This window comes from Mycolicibacterium stellerae (assembly GCF_003719305.1).
GTDB lineage: Bacteria > Actinomycetota > Actinomycetes > Mycobacteriales > Mycobacteriaceae > Mycobacterium > Mycobacterium stellerae.
The window spans coordinates 335,973-357,692 of sequence record NZ_RARC01000002.1 but is presented as its reverse complement, the minus strand read 5'-3'; the positions used below and the strand labels follow the sequence as shown (position 1 = coordinate 357,692).

Sequence of the window (21,720 nt, the reverse complement as noted above, 5' to 3'; positions counted from 1 at the left end):
TATTACAATTAGTTTGATTGTGGTCAAGGTCTCACCGCGGGTGAGCGAGACGGCTGAGAGGGTGGAAAGTGCTACGGGCAGAGATCAATGAGCTGTTGACCAGGACGGGGCCGGGCACGCCGATGGGCGAACTGTTCCGGCAGTACTGGGTGCCCGCGCTGCTTTCCGAGGAACTTCCCGAGGACGACTGCCCTCCAGTTCGGGTCAAGCTGCTGAGCGAGCGGATGGTCGCGTTTCGGGACAGCGACGGCAGGTACGGGCTGATCGACGAGTTCTGTGCGCATCGCGGGGCGTCGCTGTGGTTCGGACGCAACGAGGGGTCCGGTCTGCGGTGCCCCTACCACGGCTGGAAGTACGACGTGACGGGCCAGGCTGTCGAGGTTCCGTCGGAGCCCGAGAACAGCACGTTCTGCGCGCATGTGAAGCTGACGTCCTACCCGCTGGTCAAGATCGGCGATGTGCTCTGGACGTACATGGGGGACCCCGAAAGGCAGCCGCCGCTGCCCGAATTCGAGTTCGCGGTCGTGCCGCCCGAGCAGACCTACACCAGCAAGCGGTGGCAGGAGTGCAACTGGCTGCAGGCCTTCGAAGGCGGGATCGACTCCAGCCACGTGTCGTTCCTGCACGCCGGCGGCTTGAAGTCCGACCCGCTCTTCAAGGGCACCAAGGGCAACGACTACAACATGGGTGACCTCAAGCCCTTCTTCGAAGTCGCCGACTCCGAGGGCGGGCTGTTCGTCGGTGCCCGTCGCAACGCCGAAGAAGACACCTACTACTGGCGCATCACCCCGTGGGTCATGCCGTGTTTCACGATGGTGCCGCCGCGTGGCGATCATCCTGTGCACGGCCACTTCTGGATCCCGATCGACGACGAGAACTGCTGGGCATATTCGTTCGACTACCATCCGGTGCGCGCGCTGACCGCAACCGAGGTACAGGCGATGAAGGATGGCCACGGTGTGCACAGCGAGAACATTCCCGGCACCTTCCGTCCGAAGGCCAACAAGGACAACGACTATCTGATCGACCGGGAGGCGCAGCGGCGCGGCGACACCTACTCCGGCGTCAGGGGCATCGCCATGCAGGACGCGTCGCTGCAGGAAAGTATGGGGCCGATCGTCGATCGCACCAAGGAGATGCTGGTATCGGCCGACAGCGGCATCATCAAGGCGCGTCAGAAACTGAAGAGGGCGGTCGAGGCGCTGCGGGACAAAGGCATAACGCCTCCCGGTGTGGATCCCGCCCATCATCGGGTCCGCTCCGCGGCCGTCGTGCTGCCAAGGGACGCATCGTTCGTGGAGGCCTGCAGGGAGGACCTGTCGGTGCGCGAGGGCGTGCGGCAGACGTCGGTATGAGCACCCCGTCGCGACCGATCCTCGGAAGCAGTTGCGCGCGAGCGACAACGGCCGCCGAGATGCGCTATCGCATCGACCGCCCGATCCGCGGCCGAAGGGGTGCGCGCATCATCGGGCTCGACGCGGGCGGGGATGCGATCGTCGAGCAGATATCGCGCCGCCCGTGGGGTCACGCCCGTTTTCTGTCGCTCGCCGAACCCGTCGGCGATGTCGGCGACCGAGGGTCTGACTCGGTGGCGTTGCGTGACACCGATGGCGGAATGTCCAGCCTGCTTGCAGAACTCGATGACGCCGACGTGGTGGTGATGGTCGCCACCACCGGCGCCGACGCCGCGGCGGCCACCATCATCGGTGCGGCGTGCACGGTCCGGGCCATCATGACAGCGGGCCTGGTCATCGGCGATCGGGCGCGAATCGACGGCGCGGTCGCCGCGCTTCGCCCGCACGCGCGGGTGCTGATGGTCACCGGTGACGAGCGCGATGTCATCGACCTGCTGACCGCACTGCGAGCCTGAAGGGAGCCGACGTGGGCGGCAAGGTGACATTGACCGATCTGCAGTCGATGAAGCGGGACGGCCGCAAGATCGTCGGCGTCGTCGCATGGGATTACCAGATGGCGCGCATCGTCGATCGTGCCGGCGTCGACGTGGTGTCGGTCGGCGATACCGTCGGCATCAACCTGTGGGGCCAGCCGAACCCCCTCGAGGTGACGATGGACCAGATGATCGTGGTGTGCCAAGCGGTGCGACGCGGCGTGCGGCGGGCGCTGCTCAGTTGCGACTTCCCCTTCGGCCCCGTGCAGGAGGGCTCGAAAGCTGCGGTGCGTGCGGCGATCCGGTTCGTCAAGGAGGCCGGCGTCGACATGGTGAAGCTCGATGGCGCCTCAGATCACCTGGACGCGGTGTCCGCGGTGACCCGGGCAGGCATTCCGGTGTTCGCTCAGTTCGGCATCACCCCGCAGACCTCGCTGAAGTACGGCGTCACCTATAGTGCGACGGTCACCGCGGGGGACGCGATACCCGAGGAGCTGCTCGACGAAATGGTCGGCGAGGCAAAGCGGTTGGAAGACGCGGGCGCCGCTCTGCTGAACTTCACCAACTCCGGCCCGATCGTCGGGCCCGCCGTCGCGCAGGCGGTGTCCATCCCCGTCGTCGGTGGATTCGGTGGCGGACCATGGCTCGATGGCCGGATGCGGATGGCAACGGCGGCAATCGGATACAGCGCAGATTCGCTCGACTCGCCACCGGATACCTACGCCAATGTCGCGCAGATCGCCCTCGATGCCATCACCGCCTACGCCGAGGATGTGCGGTCGGCGCGCCAGATTGCGGGCGGACTCCGGCGATGAGCGTCTCGGGGACGGTAGTTGTCGACGGCATTGCCACCCGGTATGAGGTGGCAGGTTCGGGCCCGCCGTTGTTGATGTTCTCGCCAGGCGGATTCGGCGCGAGCATGGACGCCTGGGAGAAGCACGGGCTGTATCACCGCACCCGCATGCTGGCGCAACTGCAGGAACAGTTCAGCGCCATCACCTTCGACAAGCGGGAGTCCGGCGAGTCGGGCGGTCGCGTCGAGCAGGTGACCTGGTCGGACTACGCCAACCAGGGCATCGGACTCCTCGACCACCTCGGCATCGACCGGGCCCACATCATGGGCGCGTGCGTAGGCTGTTCGATCGCAGCGCTTTTGGCGACGACGCACCCGGGGCGGGTGTCGGGCATGGTGCTCTACTCACCGGCCGGTGGCGTGAAGTACCGAATGAAACAGCACGGCCGGTTTGCCGACCATCTGGCCTTTGTACGCGCCAATGGGCTCGCCGGTGTCGCCGAGCTGGCCTTCACCTCCGACGCCGGCTTTTCCGATGACGGCAGAGTCGGGCCGTGGGTGACGGTGCTGCGCCACGATCCCGAGTTCAGAAGCCGCTACGTCAGGTTGGATCTCGACCGCTATCAGACCATCGTCGCAGGCATGAGCAGGCGGCTTTTCGATCGCGACACAGTGCCCGGTCCGGAACCCGAAGATCTATTGGTATGCGAGATTCCGGCGTTGATAGTGCCGGGCGATGACACCTCTCACGCGCCGTCGGCCGCGCGCTATCTGCGCGAATGCCTACCGAAGAGCCAGTACTGGGATGTTCCCGTCGCCGGGCAGACCGCAGACACCGCGCCCCCGCGGGTCATCGATTTCCTGACGTCACTTGCCCTTTGAGACGTGCTTGGCGGTGCGGCCGATGTGGGCGCGCATCACGGCGGTGGCCTTCTCGACATCGCCCTTTTTGACCGCGGCCACGAACTGACGATGCTCTTTGTTGCCGCGGATGCCCATCTCGGGGTGGGCTTCTTTCACATGGATCATGGATCGCAGGGTGGGACCGTGGAAGGACTCGGCGAGCAACGCGATCGCGGTGTTGTGGCTTGCCCATGCGACCCGGGTGTGGAACTCAGCCGAGAGCTCCATGGGATATGAGCCGTTCTCCAGGGCTTTGTCGCCGCGGTCGCAGATGGCCAACAGCTCGTCGATGTCCTGTTCGGTGGCCCGCTCGCACACCAGTGGGATGATGCCGAGCTCGAAGATCTGCCGCGCCTCGGTGACCTCCTTGTCGGTCAGCCCCGACAGGCTCAGCAGGTCGATGATGCCCTCGCCGATCCGGGCACTCGTCGGCGCGGTGACGAATGCCCCGCCACGGGCTCCGACCTTGATGGTGACCATCCCGTTGGCCTCGAGCCCACGCAATGCCTCGCGCACGGTGACCCGGCTGACTCCGAACCGTTCGCCGAGCTCACGCTCTGCCGGTAGCCGGTCACCCGGCTTCAACTGTCCGTCTCGAATGAGGAGCCGGATCTGGTCGACGATCATCTCCGAGGCGCGACCTGGAACGACGCGGCTGAACATGTCGTCTGTCGGCCTCGGCGCAGCTATCGGGCCGTCGGTTGTTGTCATGGACCAATGATAATGCCACCAGACCTTCGAAAGGGAACCTACGGTTTGCCGGGCGTGTGAAAACATCAACGTCGTGCCCGCCAACGACCGGCTGCCGCAGCGGCTGCGCCACTGCGTCGACCAGACCATCGCCGCCGAGGCGTTGGAGGGCTGGCGGCCCGACGCCGCCCATCTCGACGCGCTGGTGGCGCTGGTCAACGACGATGTCACCTTCGGCGACTATCTGTCGGCGTACCGGTCCCGTCACCTGGTCCAGTCGGCGCCGGAGACCGCCCCGCGACCATACCGACGCAGGACCCCCTACCTGATCCCGGGAACAACGTTGTTGCGCAACAACTTCGGAGCCGCTACCCATCGAGAGCTCGCCGACCTCGAGTTTGTGTCCACCGCGGGAAGGATGGTGCGTTGGCATCGCAGGCTCGCCGACGGCGACATCGGCGTCGACGATCTCGATGTGCGGGCGATCCACCGGGCGTTGTTCGCCGACGTCTACGAGTGGGCGGGCGACTTTCGCGTCACCGAACTGCGCCTCGGCGACGATGTCTTCGCCCGCCGATCGTCGGTGCAAAGGAGAACGCGGCAGGTCGAGGCGACCGCGCGGGCGCTGGTGGCGACCGACCCTTCACACCACGACGATGCGCTGGCCTCGCAACTGGCCCGGCTCTACGCCGACTACAACTACGCTCATCCGTTCCGCGAAGGCAACGGGCGAACCGGCATGGTGATGCTGCACATCGTGACCACGCTGCGCGGACGCCTGCTCGACCTGGCGACGATCACCCGCGAGGAGTGGTGTGCGGCCTCATCCGAGAGCATGCCGCCTCGCCGGGGCGGCAGCACCGACCACCGACCCTTCATCCCGCTGTTCGTCCGTGCCCTCGTCTAGGGGCGACTGGTGAATAGGCTTTGCGCCCCGGCCTTCAACAGGACTAGCATCCCTGACGTGCCGAGGCGACTCGTAGTAGCAATCCCCAGCGGGGTCTGATCCTGACCGACCCCTCGCTGTGGGTCGTTGCTACATCGTCGGTCAATCCCTCTAGCGAGCGAAGACCGGCACATGACATCTCCACCACAATCCGCAACCAGCGCAGCGCCGCGCCCTGCGGCGGAATCATTTACCGCACGGGTGCCCAAAGGCCTGCGCAAGGAGGCCGATCAGATGGACTGGAACCAGTTCCGAAGCACGTATGCACCCACCTCTGGCCCGCTGAGGCTCGGGCAGTGGGCCTGCACTGACGACGAGTGCCCGGCAACCAGGCTGGGTCCCCAGCCGCGCAACTACCAGGCCACCCTGGCGATCGGAGACCGGATCAGCGTCGCCTCGGCGGCGGCGTCGGGCCCGGTCGGCGCGCTGACCGAGATGCTCTACGCGCAGGGCATCCCGGTCGAGATGACCGCGTTTCACCAGCTTGCGAGCGGTGATGAAACGGCGACGTTCATCCGGGGGAGCAACGGCGCGCACGTCGAGTGGGCGATGGGGCTGGACGAAGACGCGACGCAGTCCGCGCTGAGCGCCGTCATCGCGTGTGCGAACCGTCTACTGACCGCGAGCTAGCGCAAAGGCCGCAACACGATCGGCATGCCGTCCATCGGCACCGGCATGCCGCCGTAGTCGTAGCGCGGCTCGTAGCCCGGCCGGGGGAGTTCAAGGCGGTACCGGCGCAGCAGCCGGTGCATGATCGTCTTGATCTCGAGCTGTCCGAACACCATGCCGATGCACTTGTGCGCACCGCCGCCGAACGGGGTGAAGCCGTAGCGGTGCTTCTTGTGCTCGTTGCGGGGCTCGGTGAAGCGGCCGGGGTCGAACTTGTACGGGTCGGGGTAGATCTCCTCGAGCCGGTGTGTCATCCCCGGATAGGCGATGACATTGGTTCCCTCGGGCAGATAGTGGCCGAGCAGTTCGGTGTCGCGCACGGTGCGGCGCATCGCCCACTGCACCGGTGACACCAGCCGAATCGACTCGTTCATCACCAGGTCGAGCGATTCGAGCTTCTCCAGCGCCTCGATGTCGAGCGGGCCGTCGCCGAGCCGGTCGGATTCGTCGCGGCAGCGCTCCTGCCACTCGGGGTTGGCGGCCAGGTAGTGCGACATCGTCGTCGCCGTGGACGTCGACGTGTCGTGCGCGGCCATCATCAAAAAGATCATGTGGTTGACGATGTCCTCGTCGGAGAAGGTGTTGCCGTCCTCGTCCTCGGAGTGGCACAGCACGGTAAGCAGGTCGTTGCCGTCCTTGCCGCGACGCTCCTTGACGCGCTGGTCGAAGTAGTTCTCCAGATACTCACGCGCCTTCAGTCCGCGCCACCACGTGAACGGCGGCACGCCGGTGCGGATGATCGCGTTGCCTGCGCGCGTCGTGACCGTGAAGGCCCTGTTCACCTTCGTGACGAGTTCCTTGTCGGTGCCGGGTTCATGGCCCATGAACACCATCGAGGCGATGTCGAGGGTGAGCTCCTTCATCGCCGGATACAGCAGGAAGCGCGCGTCGTTGGCAACCCAGTCGTGGGAGATGACCTGCGAGACGACCTTGTCGACCTGCTCGGTGTAGCCGGCCAGCCGGGTGCGGACGAAAGCCTCCTGCATGATCCGCCGGTGGTACATGTGCTCGTCGAAATCGAGCAGCATCAGCCCGCGGTTGAAGAACGCGCCGATCATCGGGGTCCAGCCCTGTTGCGAGTAGTCCTTGTTGCGGTTGGAGTAGATGACCTGGGCCGCGTCGGGGCCCAGCGCGGCGACGGTCGGAATGATCGGCGAATCGAGCAGCATGACCGGGCCGCGCTTGCGGTAGTGGTGCAGCCAGAAGTCGGGGCCACCGCGGAACATCTCGACCATGTGGCCGATGATCGGCAGCCCGGAGTCGCCCATCACCGCCTTGAGGTCGCTGCCTGCGGGCGGTTCCGCCATCGCATGCTGGGGCCAGTCGCGGGCCAGCAGCCGCTTCTCCAGCAGGCCCATGCCGGGCACAGTCAGCATCGGCGACGTGGTGATCCGTCGCTTGGCCTTGTCGAGTAGGTAGTCAGTGGTACTGATCGTCGGCATTCAAATGCTCCTGAGGGGCAAAAAGACTGTGGCCGTTGTCACTCCTGTGTTCATACTGGATGGCAGACTTGACGCATGTCAAGTTTTGACGTGGGGGACAGTAATGCAAAGGTCTACAGCGATGTCCGCTGAATCTGCTCCGCACGAGATTCGTCGCAGCCGCGGCGATCGTCAGCGCGACGCCATCGTCGCCGCCGTCCGCGAACTACTCCACGAGCGTTCCTTCGCCGACCTGTCCGTCAGCACCATCAGCGAGCGGGCCGGCGTCGCAAGATCCGGCTTCTACTTTTACTTCGACTCGAAATACGCAGTGCTCGCGGTGATTCTGGCTGACGCCGACGAATTGCTCGACAGCCTCACCCACCATTTCGCCCCGCGTGAACAGGGGGAGACGCCCGCGGCGTTCGCCAAGCGGATGGTCGGCAGCGCCGCGGCCGTGTACGCCAACGACGACCCTGTTCTGAGGGCCTGCGCGGTGGCCCGCAACACCGACGCGCAGATCCGCGAGATGATGGACGACTTCTACGACGGCATCATCGACAAGCTGATCGCCCTGCTTGAGCAGGATTCCGAGGCGAGACCGATCTCCGACGACCTGCCCGCGCTGGTCCGCACGCTGGCGGCGACGACGACGATGACGCTGACGGAGGACAGCGCGTTCGTCGGCCGTGACGCAGATCCCAACCGCGCAATCGATGCCCTCGAGCGGCTGTGGGTGGCTGCGATCTGGGGTCGCACCGACCTTCGCAAGACCTAGGTCGGTAAGGTCGTCGCAATGGCGCACAACGGCTTTGACGGCAGACGCTGCTTCTTGACGGGTGCCGCCAGCGGCATCGGCCGTGCGACTGCGCTGAAGCTGGCCGCACAGGGCGCCGAGCTGTACCTCACCGACCGCGCCGAAGAGGGCTTGGCGACGACGGTCGCAGACGCCCTCGCGCTGGGCGCGAAGGTGCCCGAGCACCGCGCGCTCGACATCTCCGACTACGACGCCGTCACCCAGTTCGCGGCCGACATCCACGCCAACCACCCGGCCATGGATGTGGTGATGAACATCGCGGGCGTCTCGGCGTGGGGAACGGTCGATCGGCTCAGCCACGAGCACTGGAAGTCGATGATCGACATCAACCTGATGGGGCCGATCCACGTCATCGAGGCCTTCGTTCCGCCGATGATCGAGGCGCGCCGCGGTGGCCACCTGGTCAACGTGTCCTCGGCGGCCGGGGTGGTCGCGTTGCCATGGCACGCCGCCTACAGCGCCAGCAAGTACGGCCTGCGCGGACTCTCCGAGGTGCTGCGATTCGACCTGGCGCGCCACCGCATCGGGGTTTCGGTGGTGGTGCCCGGTGCGGTGAAGACCCCACTGGTGGAGACGGTTCACATCGCCGGCGTCGACCGCGACCATCCGAACGTGAGCCAGTGGGTGGACCGGTTCGCCAACCATGCGGTTTCGCCGGAACACGTCGCCGACCGAATCATGCGCGGCGTCGTCAGGAACAGGTTCCTCATCTACACCTCACCCGACATCCGCGCGCTCTACATGTTCAAGCGCGTCGCGTGGTGGCCCTACAGCGTCGCGATGCGGCAGGCCAACGTGGTGTTCAGCCGCGCGCTGCGGCCTGGCATGAAGTGATCGCGACCGCCGTCAGCGCTTGACGCTTCTGGTCTAGCGCTTACCCCAGTCCCACGGCGGCACGGTGAGCATGCCAAGGCCGTCGATACGCGTCTCTCCGAGTTCCTTGTACAGCGGAATCTCCACCGCGGCGGCGTCGTCGTCCACATCGGCGACGGGTGTGGTGGCGAGGAAATCCAGCATCGCCCTCGAGTGGGTGACGACGACGACCTGTGTCAAGTTGGCCGCGGTCGCGATCAGGGAAGCCAACGGCGACAGCAGATCTGGGTGCAGTGAGGTCTCCGGCTCGTTGAGCACCATGAGAGACGGAGGCTGCGGGCTCAACAGCGCGGCGGCCCACAGCAAGAATCGCAACGTGCCGTCGGACAGTTCGGCGGCGCGCAGCGGACGCAGCATGCCGCGCTGGTGCAGTTGGAGATCGAACAGGCCGTCGTGCACGGCCACCGAGACGGATGCACCGTCGAACGCCTCGGCAACCGCGCGCGAGAGGTCGTCGAAGCCGGCTTCGATGATCGTCTGCACCGCGCCCGCGACGTCGTGCCCATCGTCGGAAAGGACCGGTGTGCGGGTGCCGACCTGGGGAAGCCGCGACGGCGCGGTCGCGTCGACGCGGAAGCCGTCGTAGAAGCGCCAGGTGCGTAGCCGGTGGCGAACCGCGGCCAGTTCTGGATGGGCGCCGGGGTGTGCGTACTCGGCGAGCACACTGCGATACGGCGGCAGCGACCGGGTCACCTCGTCGAAGCCTCGTCCCGACTCCGCGCTCACCTCGACGTACTCCCTGGTGCGGCGCACGAGAGTCGAGGCGGTGCGCATCACCGCGCCCGCGAACACCACCTCGCGTTTGATCTCAGGGTCGAGCGTGAACAACGATCCATGACCGGCCATCTGAGGTAGCCCGAGGTCGACGAGATAGCCGAAATCCTCTGAGGCGAAACCGAGTTCGAGTGCGACGGGCCCCGTGCGGGTGGTGCCCTCGACGAGCCCGGTTCTGCGCGCCCCGCCGAGCTGCTCGGGGCCGGCCCACAGCACCGAGTCCAATCCGCCCTCGCGTGCGAGCGACCCGATCACCTCGCCGCGACCGCAGTCGGCCAGCAGTCGCAATGCTCGATACAGGGAGGACTTGCCGGTACCGTTGGCGCCGGTGACCACGGTGAGGCGACGAAGCGGCAGCACGACCTCGCGCAGCGAGCGGTATCCCCGGATGGCGATCGTGTGCAACATGTGCCGAGGGTATTGCCCGGGTCTGACTCAGTAGCCGCCCGGCGGCGGCGCGAGCTCCAGCCGCACACCGAGCAGCCGGACGGGACGGTCCAGCTCGAACTGGTCGAGCAGCTGCAGCGCCGTCTGGGTGATGAGGTCACCGTCGGTGCCTGCCGTCGCGAGCTTGCGGATCTTCGTCCTGGTGAAAAACGTCTTGGTGCGCACCGTCACACCGACCCGGGTGACCACGCGACCCTGATCGACGATCTCGGCGAGGGTCTGCCTGGCGAGATCGACCACGGCCGCGTCGATTTCGGCGCGCTGCGTCAAGTCCTCGGGGAAGGTGACGACGTGGCTTCGGGACCGGGCCACCCACGGTTGGGCGCTGACCGTCGCGTCGCCGCCGCCCTTGGCCAGCAGCAGGATCCAGAGGCCGGTGGTCGGCCCGAATGTCGACGTCAGCAGGGTCGCATCGGTGGCAGCGAGATCGGCGACGGTGGTAATGCCCAGCCCGGCAAGCTTTTTGGCTGTCTTGGGGCCCACACCCCACAATGCGTCGACCTCGCGGTCGCCCATCACCGCCATCCAGTTGGACTCGGTCAACTGGTAGATGCCCGGTGCTTCATCTGCTCCTGACGTGCGCCCCGGCTTGCCGAACCCGGTGGCGACCTTCGCGCGCTGCTTGTTGTCGCTGATGCCGACCGAACACGTTAGGCCGGTTCCCGCCGCGACGACCTCGCGAATCTGTTCCGCCAGCTTGATCGGGTCCTCGGATCGGTTCAGCTCGGCGCCGACGTAGGCCTCGTCCCAGCCCCAGACCTCGACTGGGTGGCCGAAATCGCGCAGCAGGCCCATCACCTCCTCGGAGGCCGCATCGTAGGCGTCGGTATCCAGCGGCAGGAATACCGCGTCGGGACATCTGCGCGCCGCCGTTCGTAGCGGCATCCCTGCGTGCACACCGAACGCGCGTGCCGGATACGACGCGCAGGTTACGACCTTGCGCGGCTCGGTAGGGTCACCGTTGCCGCCGACGATGATCGGCAGGCCATCGAGTTCGGGGTTGCGGCGTACTTCGACCGCGGCCTGGAACTGGTCGAGGTCGACGTGCAGGATCCACTGAGTCAATTGCCACAGAGCTTGCGCGCCAAGCTCTCCCATTTGTCACCGAGGGATTCCAGCGTTTCGCCGCGGTCGGCGAGCTGGTGATGGACGTAGTCGGCGTCGAGAAGCGCAAGCAGCGCGTCGGTCTGCGCGTCGAGGTCACCGGTGGTGCCCGCGGTGGCGAGAAGAAGCCGGACGTGCGTGTGCTGCACCATGGCCGGGGCGCCATAGCGGCTCTGCGGATCCCGGTTGGCCGCCGAGAGCAGTTCGTGATGGGTGTCGGCGAAGCACAGCCGGGCGCGGCCGAAGGCCAGCAAGCGTTCCAGTGGCGGCGCGTCCGGCCCCAGCGGCGGGGGGCCGAACAGAAACGCCTCCTGGATCGCCCGCTCGTCCTCGTCGAGCAGCACCATCATCAGCCCGGCCCGGCTGCCGAACCGGCGGAACACGGTGCCCTTGCCGACGCCTGCCGCCACGGCGATGTCGTCCATCGAGACCGCATCCGCGCCCCGTTCGGCGATGAGCCGACGGGCGGCGTCGAGCAGCAGGACCCGGTTGCGCGCGGCGTCGCCCCGCTCCTGCGGCGTGGACACCGGCAGCCCGCCCAGCGGCGTGATGCTCATTTGTGCACTTTAACGCAGCCGGAATAAAACGGACCATGGTCCGGTTGGGTCGTGCGAGGATGGGCCACGAGGGTCCGCGGCGATCGGCTGGCCGAACGCAAACACATCGAAGGGAACTGGCAATGGCGGACGTCAAGATATTGGCGCTGGTAGGAAGCCTGCGTGCCGCGTCGATCAATCGGCAGCTGGCCGAGTTGGCCGCAGAGACCGCACCGGACGGGGTCACAGTGACGGTGGTCGAGGGGCTGGGCGACCTGCCGTTCTACAACGAAGACATCGACAACGAGAACGTGCCTGCCTCCGTCGTCGCGCTGCGCGAGGCCGCAGCCGACGCCGACGCCGCGCTCGTCGTCACCCCTGAATACAACGGCAGCATTCCCGGCGTGCTGAAGAACGCCATCGACTGGCTGTCCCGCCCATTCGGCAACGGCGCGCTGAAGGGTAAGCCCGCAGCCGTCATCGGCGGGTCGTTCGGTCAATACGGCGGTGTGTGGGCGCACGACGAGACCCGCAAGTCCTTCGGGTTCGCGGGCCCGCGGATCGTCGAGGACCTCAAGCTCTCGGTGCGGTTCAAGTCGCTCGACGGAAAGCACCCGCGCGAGAACGCTGAGGTCGCTGAGACGCTGCGCAGCATCGTGGGCAAGCTCGCCGCCGAAGTCGGCTGACCTCACCTGCACTTCGCGTAGCGCGGACTCAGGGCGGCCAGCTGCACCTGACCGCCATAGTGGTCGATCACGCGCCGGTCCATGATGTGGCGCCATAGCGGCGGGATCATGGCGACCAGGATCATGGTCGCGTAACCGGATGGCAGCTGCGGCGCCTCGTCGGCGTGACGAAGTGTCTGGTAGCGGCGCAGCGGATGGGCGTGGTGATCGGAGTGGCGTTGAAGATGGAACAGGCACACGTTGGCGACGATGGTGTTGCTGTTCCAACTGTGTGAGGCGCTCACCCTTTCGTAGCGCCCGTCGGCGCGCTTCTGCCGCCGCAGCCCGTAGTGCTCGAGGTAGTTGACACTCTCCAGCATGCAAAAGCCGATGACCGCCTGGCCGATAAGCCATGGCAGCACAACGACTCCGAACCAACCGACGAGGACCGTGAACAGCACGAGCGTCAGAATCCAGGCGTTGAGCACGTCGTTGCGAAGGCTCCAGTGCGACGTCCCGATCCGGGCAAATCGGGCACGTTCGATTCGCCAGGCCGATAGCGCACCGCCGGTCACCGACCGGCCGATGAACGCGTAGAGGGTTTCCCCGAGATGTGAACTCGCGGGGTCCTCCGGTGTGGCGACCCTGGCGTGATGTCCACGGTTGTGTTCGACGAAGAAATGCCCGTAACCCGACTGTGCGAGTGCGATCTTGCTCAACCTGCGCTCCAGGCCCGCCCGCCGGTGTCCGAGTTCATGTGCGGTACTGATCGCGATTCCGCCGATGATCCCCACGGTGAACATCAGCCCGAGTTTGTCCACGAACGACATGGCGACCCAACCGCCGCCCGCCAACATCCAGCACGCGAAGATCAGCGAGAGATATTGGCCGGGCAGGTAGAGAAAGTTGACCCAGCGATAGAAGCGGTCGTTCTCCAGCCATGCCAGTGCGCTGTCGGGAGGGTTTTCGGCATCGGCTCCGACCAGATGGTCGAGTACCGGAATGACGAGGAACGTCAAGATCGGCCCGAACCACCAGAACAGGTCCTGACCTGTCACCTGCACCAGGAACCACGAATCCGCGACGAGCGACGGCACGACCGGCGCCAGTAGCCAGAAATATCGTTTCCTGTCCCGCCACCCGGCTTCCTTTGCGGCTTTGCGGCAGGGCTCACCGAGCTCCTGATGCTCCTGCTGCTGCGTGCGCGACGGTGATGCCATGATTCCCGTTTCGTTGCCAACATGACTATCGCAAACTACAAAAGAAAGCTAATGTATTCAACCCGTAGCCAAAAGAAGTAGCGGTGTGGCCTGCGGACAAACTCGCCTCGCGGACGAAGGGAGACGCTTGTGATATCGGCGCAATGCCCTGAATGTGAATATCGCTACCGTGAAACCACAGCTAACGCCCGTGACGGATTCCCGGCCGGGACTCCGTGGTCCGAAGTTCCGAACGACTGGAACTGTCCAGACTGTGGTGTACGCGACAAGCTCGACTTCGTCATTCGAACCGGTGCCTCGACTCCCCGGGCCCATACCTAGCGATTATGGTTAAATATGCAATATTCGCCAGATTTGCAGATCACCGACAAGTTGCCGATCGGACACCCGGTCCGTGCACCTCAGCAGCTGACCCAAAGGACGCTGTCCCGGAGACGGTTCCTGTGCACCTCCCTCGGCGTTGCTGTGGGCGCAGCCGTCGGGGCCGGATTCGTGGAAATGCGTCGTCGGCCGTCCCCGCCGGTCTCGCGAAGCCACTATTCGGCGATCGTGGTGGGCAGTGGTTACGGCGGTGGCGTTTCGGCGTTGAGGCTTGGCCAGGCCAGCGTGCAGACCCTGATCCTGGAGAAGGGCAGGCACTGGGATACACCCGACGATGACGGCAGGCGGTTCACCCGGATGCTGCCTGCCGACACCCGTGCCGGCTGGTTCTCAGACGTCCCGCCCAGCCTTGTGCCGTCGTATATGGGCGTCTCCGTCGAGCAGGTCGCCAAGAATGCCCCGTCGCCCCAGCCGGTCCAGGCTGGTATCTGTGACAAGTCGGAACACGGTGCGCACACCGTGTTCCGCGGCATCGGCGTCGGCGGCGGATCGATGATCAACGCGGCGATCGCCGCGGTGCCGACTGTCGACCAGGTTCGTGCGGCCTTTCCCGACATCGCTGCCGAAGAGTTCGGCACCTACATCGGTCGCGCGGCCGACATGCTGCGGATCAATAACCGTGACATGGACTGGTTCGAGGAGACGCCGTACTTCCAATATGCCCGGGTCGGGCGTCAGTACGCGCAGGCCGCCGGATACGGCGTCGACTACAACGCGAGCGCATATTCGTTCGATTACATGAAGCAGGAAGAGGCCGGCCGGGTTCCGCGCTCTGCACTCGACTTCGAGCAGCAGTACGGCAACAATTTCGGGCGCTTCGGCGGCGTCGACCAGACCTACATCGCGGCGGCGTTGGCGACCGGCAACGTCAAGCTGCGGCCGTTGACCGAAGTAACCGGGATCCGCCGCGAGCCCTCGGGTGAGTATGTGGTGTCGATTCGTGAAATCGACCGATGGGGGACAGAGGTGGCGCGCGATGAGCTGGGATGCGATCAGCTTTATTTGAGCGCGGGTGTACTCGGCACCTCGCAGATCCTGCTGCGGGCCCGTGACACCGGCGCGCTGCCGGACCTCAGCGAGGAGATCGGTCACGGTTACGGCAACAACGGCGACGTCATGGTTTCGCATCTGACGAGCGAAGCCGACCCGACAGGGACCCAACAGTCGCTGATGGGGATGATCAACCTCGATGGTCGCGGTGACCCTGACAACCCGGTGTATGCCAGCGTCTTCTCGATCCCTCTTCCGGTCGAAACCCATGCGCTCGGTTACTACGCGATGGTGAGGACCGGCGACCGCGCGGACATCACCTATGACAGGGCGGCCGACGCCGTCGGCATCAACTGGCCGGAAGGCCATACGGAGAATCTGACCGTCAGGGCGAAGGCCGTATTCGACAAGGTGGTCGCCGCCAACGGTGTCGACTACCGCGACGACATCTTCGACGGCAAGGTCTTCGCACCGCACACCGTGCACCCGCTTGGGGGCGCCGTTCGGGGTAGAGCCACCGACGGCTTCGGGCGGGTCAAGGGATACGACAACCTTTTCGTCAATGATGCGTCGCTGATCCCGGGTTACCTCGGCTGCAACCCGTTCATGTCGATCACCGCGCTCGCCGAGCGCAATATCGAGGGGATCCTGCAGGGCCGTCGCGACGCCGCCGACGGGTCGCGTCCATAACCTTCTGGCGGCTTTGCTGTTACGTCACCGTGACGATCCGGCCCTGGCTGGTTGTCGGTGCCCGGTGGTAAACCGGTGAACGACGGGCGACACGTCCTCGATGTGATGTGTGACACGCCGGGGGTGTCGCCGCGGATGGGCTTACGACCAGGGAATTCCATAAATGTTGTTTAGAAGATGTGGTATCTCTTCGGATTGTCCGACACTAGGTGTAGTGTTTGGCGAACCGACAGACCCCCACGGTTCGGAGGCCGGCCGGAGTGCAGAACCCGGCGGAATCGGTGTCCCGACCAGTCGGCCAAGCAGCTCGGGCGACCGGAATTTTGAGGGCCCACGGCTCGCTGAACCTGAGCGAGAAGCTTTACCCGGTCAGTTGCCAGTCAGTGTCTAGTTCCGTTCGCAGAGGAGCCGTACCGCAGATGAACATCACCGTGTACACCAAGCCGGCATGCGTGCAGTGCAACGCCACCTACAAGGCGCTGGAGAAGCAGGGCATCGCCTTCGACAAGGTGGACATCTCCATCGACTCCGAGGCCCGTGACTACGTCATGGCGCTGGGCTACCTGCAGGCACCCGTCGTGGTGGCGGGCAACGAGCACTGGTCGGGCTTCCGTCCCGATCGCATCAAGGCTTTGAACGGCGCCGGGGTACTCACCGCATAATCGCCCGTCCGACAGTCGAGGGGAAGGAGGGCCGCCGAGATGACAGGGTGCAACGTCGTCTACTTCTCCAGCGTGTCGGAAAACACCCACCGATTCGTCGAAAAGCTCGGTGTGCCCGCCATCCGGATCCCGCTGCACGGGCGCATCGAGGTCGACGAGCCGTACGTGCTGGTGCTGCCCACCTACGGCGGTGGACGCGCCACACCGAACATCAACGACGGAGGCTATGTCCCTAAGCAGGTCATCGCCTTCCTCAACAACGAGCACAACCGCTCGCTGATCCGCGGCGTCATCGCGGCAGGCAACAACAACTTCGGTGCGGAGTTCGCCTACGCGGGAGACGTGGTCTCCCGCAAATGCGGAGTGCCGTACCTGTACCGCTTCGAACTGATGGGAACCCCGGACGACGTGCAAGCCGTCCGCGCGGGTTTGGAAGAATTCTGGAAGGACCAGACGTGTCACCAACCGTCACAGCTGCAGAGCCTGTAACCACCGTTGCGCCGGGCGCGTTGCCGGGCGAGACGGACTATCACGCGCTCAACGCGATGCTGAATCTGTATGACGCCGACGGCAAGATTCAGTTCGAAAAGGACCGCGAAGCCGCCCACCAGTACTTCCGGGAGCACGTCAACCAGAACACGGTGTTCTTCCATGACGTCGACGAGAAGCTCGACTACCTGATCAAGGAGAACTACTACGAGCGCGAGGTGCTCGACCAGTACTCGCGCAACTTCGTCAAGACGCTGCTCGACCGGGCCTATGCCAAGAAGTTCCGGTTCCCGACCTTCCTCGGCGCGTTCAAGTACTACACCTCCTACACGCTGAAGACGTTCGACGGGAAGCGCTATCTCGAGCGGTTCGAGGACCGGGTCGTCATGGTGTCGCTGACATTGGCGGCGGGCGACACCGTGCTGGCCGAGAAGCTCGTCGACGAGATCATCGACGGTCGCTTCCAGCCGGCCACCCCGACGTTCTTGAACTCGGGCAAGAAGCAGCGCGGCGAGCCAGTGAGCTGCTTTTTGCTTCGAATCGAGGACAACATGGAGTCCATCGGGCGCTCCATCAATTCGGCGCTGCAGCTGTCCAAGCGCGGCGGCGGAGTTGCGTTGCTGCTGTCCAACATTCGCGAGCACGGCGCGCCGATCAAGAACATCGAGAACCAGAGCTCGGGCGTCATCCCGATCATGAAGCTGCTCGAGGACTCGTTCTCCTACGCCAACCAGCTCGGGGCGCGTCAGGGCGCGGGTGCGGTGTATCTGCACGCGCACCATCCCGACATCTACCGGTTCCTGGACACCAAGCGTGAGAACGCCGACGAGAAGATCCGCATCAAGACGCTCTCGCTGGGCGTCGTGATCCCCGACATCACCTTCGAGCTGGCGAAGAAGAACGAGGACATGTACCTCTTCTCGCCCTACGACGTCGAACGCGTCCACGGTGTGCCGTTCGCCGACATCTCGGTGACCGAGAAGTACTACGAGATGGTCGACGACGCGCGGATCCGCAAGACCAAGATCAAGGCGCGTGAGTTCTTCCAGACGCTGGCCGAGCTGCAGTTCGAGTCGGGCTACCCGTACATCATGTACGAGGACACGGTGAACCGGGCCAACCCGATCGAGGGCAAGATCACCCACAGCAACCTGTGCTCGGAGATCCTGCAGGTGTCGACGCCGTCGGTGTTCAACGACGACCTGTCCTATGCCAAAGTCGGCAAGGACATCTCGTGCAACCTCGGTTCGATGAACATCGCCAAGACGATGGACTCGCCGGACTTCGCGCAGTCCATCGAGGTGGCGATTCGGGGCCTGACCGCGGTGAGCGATCAGACCCACATCTGGTCGGTGCCGTCGATCGAGCAGGGCAACAACGACTCCCACGCGATCGGTCTCGGGCAGATGAACCTGCACGGCTACCTGGCGCGGGAGCGGATCTTCTACGGCTCTGAAGAAGGCATCGACTTCACCAACATCTACTTCTATACCGTGCTGTATCACGCGATTCGGGCATCTAACCGGATCGCGATCGAACGCGGATCGTACTTCAAGGGTTTCGAGAACTCGAAGTACGCGTCGGGCGAGTTCTTCGACAAGTACACCGAGGAGGTGTGGGAGCCCAAGACCGACAAGGTGCGTGAACTGTTCGCCAAAGCGGATATTCACGTTCCCACGCAAGAGGATTGGGCGAAACTCAAGGAGTCGGTGGGCAAGCACGGGATCTACAACCAGAACCTGCAGGCCGTGCCGCCGACCGGGTCGATCTCCTACATCAACCACTCGACGTCGTCGATCCACCCGATCGCGTCAAAGGTGGAGATCCGCAAGGAGGGCAAGATCGGGCGGGTGTACTACCCGGCGCCGTACATGACCAACGAGAACCTCGAGTACTACGAGGACGCCTACGAAATCGGCTACGAGAAGGTCATCGACACCTACGCCGCGGCCACCCAGCACGTGGATCAGGGGCTGTCGCTGACGCTGTTCTTCAAGGACACCGCCAGCACCCGCGACGTCAACAAGGCGCAGATCTACGCCTGGCGCAAGGGAATCAAGACCTTGTACTACATCCGGCTGCGTCAGATGGCGCTGGAAGGTACCGAGGTGGAGGGTTGCGTCAGCTGCATGCTGTGATCTGTTGGCGTCGATGACCGCAGCTCATCCGCGCCAGCACGGACCACTGTGTCGGTAGTGAGTTGTAAGTAGTTAAGTAATGCAGTACTAACCCGAGGCGCTACACGCCTGATGAGGGGAGGGATCGCATAGCAAAGAAATAAGAGGTACAGGTGTCCGAGATCATCCACGAGCACGTCGCCGCGTACGCGGCGGATCGTGTGAACTTGCCCCACGAAGACGCGACGAAACATCGCGCTCAGGTGAACGGTCTCAGAGATCGGCTGGCGAAGAAAATCGCTGACGATCCGAGCTATGGGCTAGTCAAGAGTCTCCACGCGGGCAGCGTTGCGAAGGGAACTGCGCTACGGACCGTCAATGACTTGGATCTAGCCGTCTACGTCAAAGCCGCCGAAGCCCCTTCCGACGATTCCGAACTTGTGCAGTGGCTGGCAGACCGCCTCTACGACGCCACCACGAATATGGGACGTGACCAGTTCGAAGAGCAGACGCATTGCGTCACTGTGCATTACCAGGGCTCGGGACTTGATGTTGATGTCGTGCCTGTCTTGTACGAAGGCGAGGCGGACGACATCGGCTATCTCATCAAGAAGGGCTCTGGCGACCGACTTAAGACCAGCACTCGGCTGCACATCGACTTCATCGCCGCCCGCCGAAGGACCTACGGCCCGGGGTTGTTGGAGCTCATCCGGTTGACGAAGTGGTGGAAGCGCCAGGTCACGCGAGCTGACGCAGAGTTCAAGTTCAAATCCTTCATGATCGAACTGGTCTGGTGTTATCTAGTGGACAGCGGTGTCGACCTCCACGATTACCCCAAGGCATTGGAAGCGTTCTTCAGCTGGATCGTGAAGACTGGCCTCGAAGAGCGAGTGGCATTCACTGATTACACGCCTGCCGGCACGCTCCCGACACGCGGCTCCGCTGCTATCGAGGTGCTCGACCCCGTCAACGCAGAAAACAACGTTGCCGAACGATATGACGCCATAGGCAGAGATCGAATCGTCGATGCTGCGCAGCGGGCAATAGACGCACTGACCGATGCCCGATTTGCGACGACCAAGGGGCGGGCTGTCGATGATTGGCAGACGCTACTTGGCCCGACTTTTAGGGGATAGAGATGACGCAGTCGAATACAGTCACCCAGACCTTCACGCGTACGCATGCGAAGTACCTGGCATCCAAGGTTATTGGCGATCTGTACCAGTGCCACACGTACTATGAGCGACCGACTGAAGCCGACATAGTCGAATATCAAGAAGAGCTCGTGGTGATGCTCGCCAACGGGTATGTCAGCGAGTATGAGTTTGGCTTCGAGCGAAGCGATCGGCGCATAGTCTCCTGGCAGTATCGGGTGGATGCTCGGGGTGAGCTGGTTGGCGGCAGCGATGATCTCAGCGGTGGCATCTATGCGAGGGCCTCAGTCGCCAATGCCTCCTTCTTCAATTTCATGTCATACAGCTGGAAATGGTCTCTTCTGACACGGCCAGAACAAAACGCAGTAAAGGCGGAGCATCACGTGCAGCGCACCGACGGCGAGCTTCCTATGGACGGCAATGGCTATTGGCAGACGGATCGCACCTACACGAGTGGCGGCGTCGCCTTGGAGCGAAGGACGTTTCGCCCGTTATGACCGCCGATAGTGACCTGTTCGGCGATGTTCTGGAGTATCCGGACGCGGGGGCGCAGCGCCGTTTCGCTGCACTCGTCGGCATCAACCACATAAAGCAACGGCTGGTCGATGAAGCGAGCGTGCTGATCGACCCCCACTTCCTCGAGCAATGGAGCGCAAAGCACTACGGCGGCACCCTCAACCTCGTTCGTGTCGTCGAAGAACGCACGCCGTTGATCGTGTTGGCCGGTGATGTGGGCACGGGGAAGACTGAACTGGCCGAGTCGGTTGGCGATCCCATCGCTCGACGTATCGAACTCGAATCGCTATGCCTGTATCCGCTTAGTCTGAGTGCCCGTGGACGCGGACTCGTAGGGGAGATGACCACCCTCGTCACCCAGGCGTTCGACCGTGTCCGATCGTCGCTCGGCCAAGCACGCGACAGCCAGGGGAAGGTTCGCAACGCGGCGATTCTGCTTATCGATGAAGCCGACGCCGTCGCGCAGTCTCGCGAACTCGATCAGATGCATCACGAAGATCGCGCTGGCGTAAACGCGGTCATTCGGGGTGTCGACAGTCTCAGGCGCGACCGGGTCCCAGTCCTCACAATCATGTGCACGAACCGCCCTGACGCTCTCGATCCGGCGGTCGCTCGTCGCGCCGCCCACATCTTCACGTTTGCGCGACCAGACGAGGCTGAGCGGATACAGGTATTGAGTGACGCTCTGGCAGGCACAGGAATCGAAGCCGCCGACATCGCTGAAGCCGCCCGACAACTCGGCCCCACAGAGTTTCGTTGTTGCGCGGCAACATACTCGGACCTTAGACAAAGGTTTCTACCTGACCTCGTGCTTAAGGCGTATGGCGAGAACGTCCCAATCAGTGGTGATGCGCTGATTAGCGCGGCCGCCCTATTCACGCCGACCCGGCCATTTAAAAGCGGTGATGACTAATCCCCGCGGCCGTGTCTTCGTCTCTTACAGGCGGAACCGGCTCGAGGAAACTAGAGCACTTG

At 64.2% G+C, this 21,720-nt stretch carries 23 protein-coding genes; 17 read left to right on the top strand and 6 right to left on the bottom strand.

Features of this window, described 5'->3' with window-relative positions; translation table 11 throughout:
- The first annotated feature begins 68 nt into the window (after nucleotides 1-68).
- The 4 genes from D6M19_RS04555 to D6M19_RS04540 are packed head-to-tail and all read left to right on the top strand — an operon-like array spanning nucleotide 69 to nucleotide 3,563.
- The gene (locus D6M19_RS04555; RefSeq protein WP_123023963.1) at nucleotides 69-1,355 is read left to right on the top strand and encodes an aromatic ring-hydroxylating dioxygenase subunit alpha; all 1,287 of its coding nucleotides are present in this window, start codon (nucleotides 69-71) and stop codon (nucleotides 1,353-1,355) included.
- Nucleotides 1,352-1,870 (top strand): 3-methyl-2-oxobutanoate hydroxymethyltransferase, encoded by a 519-nt coding sequence (locus tag D6M19_RS04550; RefSeq protein ID WP_234834693.1) that lies wholly within the window; start codon nucleotides 1,352-1,354, stop codon nucleotides 1,868-1,870. The genes D6M19_RS04555 and D6M19_RS04550 overlap by 4 nt, the downstream gene beginning before the upstream one ends.
- Before the next feature lie 11 nt (nucleotides 1,871-1,881).
- Entirely contained in the window at nucleotides 1,882-2,703 is an 822-nt protein-coding gene (locus D6M19_RS04545) for a 3-methyl-2-oxobutanoate hydroxymethyltransferase (protein WP_123023962.1), read from the top strand.
- Nucleotides 2,700-3,563, top strand: a complete 864-nt coding sequence (locus D6M19_RS04540) for an alpha/beta hydrolase (RefSeq protein WP_123023961.1) — start codon at nucleotides 2,700-2,702, stop codon at nucleotides 3,561-3,563. The genes D6M19_RS04545 and D6M19_RS04540 overlap by 4 nt, the downstream gene beginning before the upstream one ends.
- Here the strand turns inward: D6M19_RS04540 and D6M19_RS04535 are convergent.
- Nucleotides 3,549-4,295, bottom strand: coding sequence for a FadR/GntR family transcriptional regulator (locus D6M19_RS04535; RefSeq protein ID WP_123023960.1), 747 nt, complete (start codon nucleotides 4,293-4,295; stop codon nucleotides 3,549-3,551). The two genes, D6M19_RS04540 and D6M19_RS04535, sit on opposite strands and share 15 nt — an antisense overlap.
- Nucleotides 4,296-4,368: 73 nt before the next feature.
- Here D6M19_RS04535 and D6M19_RS04530 point away from each other — a divergent pair, with 73 nt between their 5' ends.
- Together D6M19_RS04530 and D6M19_RS04525 are read left to right on the top strand one after the other, a co-directional pair.
- Nucleotides 4,369-5,181 (top strand): Fic/DOC family protein, encoded by an 813-nt coding sequence (locus D6M19_RS04530; RefSeq protein WP_123023959.1) that lies wholly within the window; start codon nucleotides 4,369-4,371, stop codon nucleotides 5,179-5,181.
- A 171-nt stretch (nucleotides 5,182-5,352) separates the two neighbouring features.
- The gene (locus D6M19_RS04525; RefSeq protein ID WP_123023958.1) at nucleotides 5,353-5,850 is read left to right on the top strand and encodes a 2-isopropylmalate synthase; all 498 of its coding nucleotides are present in this window, start codon (nucleotides 5,353-5,355) and stop codon (nucleotides 5,848-5,850) included.
- On the opposite strand, the gene D6M19_RS04520 is transcribed toward D6M19_RS04525, so the two are convergent.
- Complete coding sequence (locus D6M19_RS04520) at nucleotides 5,847-7,331, bottom strand: cytochrome P450 (protein ID WP_123023957.1); 1,485 nt, start codon at nucleotides 7,329-7,331, stop codon at nucleotides 5,847-5,849. The genes D6M19_RS04525 and D6M19_RS04520 overlap by 4 nt on opposite strands.
- 121 nt (nucleotides 7,332-7,452) lie before the next feature.
- Here D6M19_RS04520 and D6M19_RS04515 point away from each other — a divergent pair, with 121 nt between their 5' ends.
- Complete coding sequence (locus D6M19_RS04515) at nucleotides 7,453-8,088, top strand: TetR/AcrR family transcriptional regulator (protein WP_164478321.1); 636 nt, start codon at nucleotides 7,453-7,455, stop codon at nucleotides 8,086-8,088.
- An 18-nt stretch (nucleotides 8,089-8,106) separates the two neighbouring features.
- On the top strand, nucleotides 8,107-8,961 hold the full coding sequence (locus D6M19_RS04510; RefSeq protein ID WP_123023955.1) for an SDR family oxidoreductase: 855 nt from the start codon (nucleotides 8,107-8,109) through the stop codon (nucleotides 8,959-8,961).
- A 33-nt stretch (nucleotides 8,962-8,994) separates the two neighbouring features.
- Here the strand turns inward: D6M19_RS04510 and D6M19_RS04505 are convergent, their stop codons facing one another.
- Genes D6M19_RS04505 through D6M19_RS04495 form a run of 3 tightly spaced genes read right to left on the bottom strand, consistent with a single transcriptional unit; the run spans nucleotide 8,995 to nucleotide 11,882 of the window.
- Entirely contained in the window at nucleotides 8,995-10,182 is a 1,188-nt protein-coding gene (locus D6M19_RS04505; RefSeq protein WP_123023954.1) for an AAA family ATPase, read from the bottom strand.
- 27 nt (nucleotides 10,183-10,209) lie between these two features.
- On the bottom strand, nucleotides 10,210-11,286 hold the full coding sequence (locus D6M19_RS04500; protein ID WP_234834692.1) for a DNA polymerase IV: 1,077 nt from the start codon (nucleotides 11,284-11,286) through the stop codon (nucleotides 10,210-10,212).
- Nucleotides 11,283-11,882 (bottom strand): TetR/AcrR family transcriptional regulator, encoded by a 600-nt coding sequence (locus tag D6M19_RS04495; RefSeq protein WP_123023952.1) that lies wholly within the window; start codon nucleotides 11,880-11,882, stop codon nucleotides 11,283-11,285. Before D6M19_RS04495 ends, D6M19_RS04500 begins: the two co-directional genes overlap by 4 nt.
- A gap of 122 nt (nucleotides 11,883-12,004) precedes the next feature.
- On the opposite strand from D6M19_RS04495, the gene D6M19_RS04490 reads away from it, so the two are divergent.
- On the top strand, nucleotides 12,005-12,547 hold the full coding sequence (locus D6M19_RS04490) for an NADPH-dependent FMN reductase (protein WP_123023951.1): 543 nt from the start codon (nucleotides 12,005-12,007) through the stop codon (nucleotides 12,545-12,547).
- A gap of 2 nt (nucleotides 12,548-12,549) precedes the next feature.
- Here D6M19_RS04490 and D6M19_RS04485 read toward each other — a convergent pair whose 3' ends face one another.
- Nucleotides 12,550-13,746, bottom strand: a complete 1,197-nt coding sequence (locus D6M19_RS04485) for an alkane 1-monooxygenase (protein ID WP_123023950.1) — start codon at nucleotides 13,744-13,746, stop codon at nucleotides 12,550-12,552.
- A 129-nt stretch (nucleotides 13,747-13,875) separates the two neighbouring features.
- On the opposite strand from D6M19_RS04485, the gene D6M19_RS04480 reads away from it, so the two are divergent.
- The 8 genes from D6M19_RS04480 to D6M19_RS04450 all read left to right on the top strand — a co-directional run bounded on the left by D6M19_RS04480 (nucleotide 13,876) and on the right by D6M19_RS04450 (nucleotide 21,658).
- The gene (locus D6M19_RS04480; RefSeq protein WP_123023949.1) at nucleotides 13,876-14,067 is read left to right on the top strand and encodes a rubredoxin; all 192 of its coding nucleotides are present in this window, start codon (nucleotides 13,876-13,878) and stop codon (nucleotides 14,065-14,067) included.
- Between the two features lie 15 nt (nucleotides 14,068-14,082).
- Nucleotides 14,083-15,807, top strand: a complete 1,725-nt coding sequence (locus tag D6M19_RS04475; RefSeq protein ID WP_123023948.1) for a GMC oxidoreductase — start codon at nucleotides 14,083-14,085, stop codon at nucleotides 15,805-15,807.
- A 419-nt stretch (nucleotides 15,808-16,226) separates the two neighbouring features.
- Nucleotides 16,227-16,469: a redoxin NrdH gene (locus D6M19_RS04470; RefSeq protein ID WP_123023947.1), complete on the top strand. Its 243-nt coding sequence runs from the start codon at nucleotides 16,227-16,229 to the stop codon at nucleotides 16,467-16,469.
- A gap of 39 nt (nucleotides 16,470-16,508) precedes the next feature.
- Nucleotides 16,509-16,958 (top strand): class Ib ribonucleoside-diphosphate reductase assembly flavoprotein NrdI, encoded by a 450-nt coding sequence (gene nrdI, locus D6M19_RS04465; protein WP_123023946.1) that lies wholly within the window; start codon nucleotides 16,509-16,511, stop codon nucleotides 16,956-16,958.
- Nucleotides 16,925-19,096 carry a class 1b ribonucleoside-diphosphate reductase subunit alpha gene (nrdE, locus tag D6M19_RS04460; protein ID WP_123023945.1) on the top strand — a complete coding sequence of 724 codons (2,172 nt, stop codon included), beginning with the start codon at nucleotides 16,925-16,927 and terminating at the stop codon, nucleotides 19,094-19,096. The genes nrdI and nrdE overlap by 34 nt, the downstream gene beginning before the upstream one ends.
- Before the next feature lie 152 nt (nucleotides 19,097-19,248).
- Complete coding sequence (locus tag D6M19_RS04455; RefSeq protein WP_123023944.1) at nucleotides 19,249-20,211, top strand: CBASS oligonucleotide cyclase; 963 nt, start codon at nucleotides 19,249-19,251, stop codon at nucleotides 20,209-20,211.
- Between the two features lie 2 nt (nucleotides 20,212-20,213).
- Nucleotides 20,214-20,726, top strand: a complete 513-nt coding sequence (locus D6M19_RS34125; protein WP_164478320.1) for an HORMA-1 domain-containing protein — start codon at nucleotides 20,214-20,216, stop codon at nucleotides 20,724-20,726.
- Nucleotides 20,723-21,658, top strand: a complete 936-nt coding sequence (locus D6M19_RS04450) for an ATP-binding protein (protein WP_164478319.1) — start codon at nucleotides 20,723-20,725, stop codon at nucleotides 21,656-21,658. Before D6M19_RS34125 ends, D6M19_RS04450 begins: the two co-directional genes overlap by 4 nt.
- The last annotated feature ends 62 nt before the right edge of the window (nucleotides 21,659-21,720 follow it).

Bases quoted from the DNA above. Each gene is read 5' to 3' on its own strand.
- D6M19_RS34125 (WP_164478320.1), top strand. From the start codon at position 20,214: ATGACGCAGTCGAATACAGTCACCCAGACCTTCACGCGTACGCATGCG.
- D6M19_RS04495 (WP_123023952.1), bottom strand. From the start codon at position 11,882: ATGAGCATCACGCCGCTGGGCGGGCTGCCGGTGTCCACGCCGCAGGAG.
- nrdI (WP_123023946.1), top strand. From the start codon at position 16,509: ATGACAGGGTGCAACGTCGTCTACTTCTCCAGCGTGTCGGAAAACACC.
- D6M19_RS04535 (WP_123023960.1), bottom strand. From the start codon at position 4,295: ATGACAACAACCGACGGCCCGATAGCTGCGCCGAGGCCGACAGACGAC.
- D6M19_RS04475 (WP_123023948.1), top strand. From the start codon at position 14,083: ATGCAATATTCGCCAGATTTGCAGATCACCGACAAGTTGCCGATCGGA.
- D6M19_RS04490 (WP_123023951.1), top strand. From the start codon at position 12,005: ATGGCGGACGTCAAGATATTGGCGCTGGTAGGAAGCCTGCGTGCCGCG.
- D6M19_RS04505 (WP_123023954.1), bottom strand. From the start codon at position 10,182: ATGTTGCACACGATCGCCATCCGGGGATACCGCTCGCTGCGCGAGGTC.
- D6M19_RS04520 (WP_123023957.1), bottom strand. From the start codon at position 7,331: ATGCCGACGATCAGTACCACTGACTACCTACTCGACAAGGCCAAGCGA.
- D6M19_RS04525 (WP_123023958.1), top strand. From the start codon at position 5,353: ATGACATCTCCACCACAATCCGCAACCAGCGCAGCGCCGCGCCCTGCG.
- D6M19_RS04510 (WP_123023955.1), top strand. From the start codon at position 8,107: ATGGCGCACAACGGCTTTGACGGCAGACGCTGCTTCTTGACGGGTGCC.
- D6M19_RS04485 (WP_123023950.1), bottom strand. From the start codon at position 13,746: ATGGCATCACCGTCGCGCACGCAGCAGCAGGAGCATCAGGAGCTCGGT.
- D6M19_RS04550 (WP_234834693.1), top strand. From the start codon at position 1,352: ATGAGCACCCCGTCGCGACCGATCCTCGGAAGCAGTTGCGCGCGAGCG.
- D6M19_RS04515 (WP_164478321.1), top strand. From the start codon at position 7,453: ATGTCCGCTGAATCTGCTCCGCACGAGATTCGTCGCAGCCGCGGCGAT.
- D6M19_RS04450 (WP_164478319.1), top strand. From the start codon at position 20,723: ATGACCGCCGATAGTGACCTGTTCGGCGATGTTCTGGAGTATCCGGAC.
- D6M19_RS04470 (WP_123023947.1), top strand. From the start codon at position 16,227: ATGAACATCACCGTGTACACCAAGCCGGCATGCGTGCAGTGCAACGCC.
- D6M19_RS04540 (WP_123023961.1), top strand. From the start codon at position 2,700: ATGAGCGTCTCGGGGACGGTAGTTGTCGACGGCATTGCCACCCGGTAT.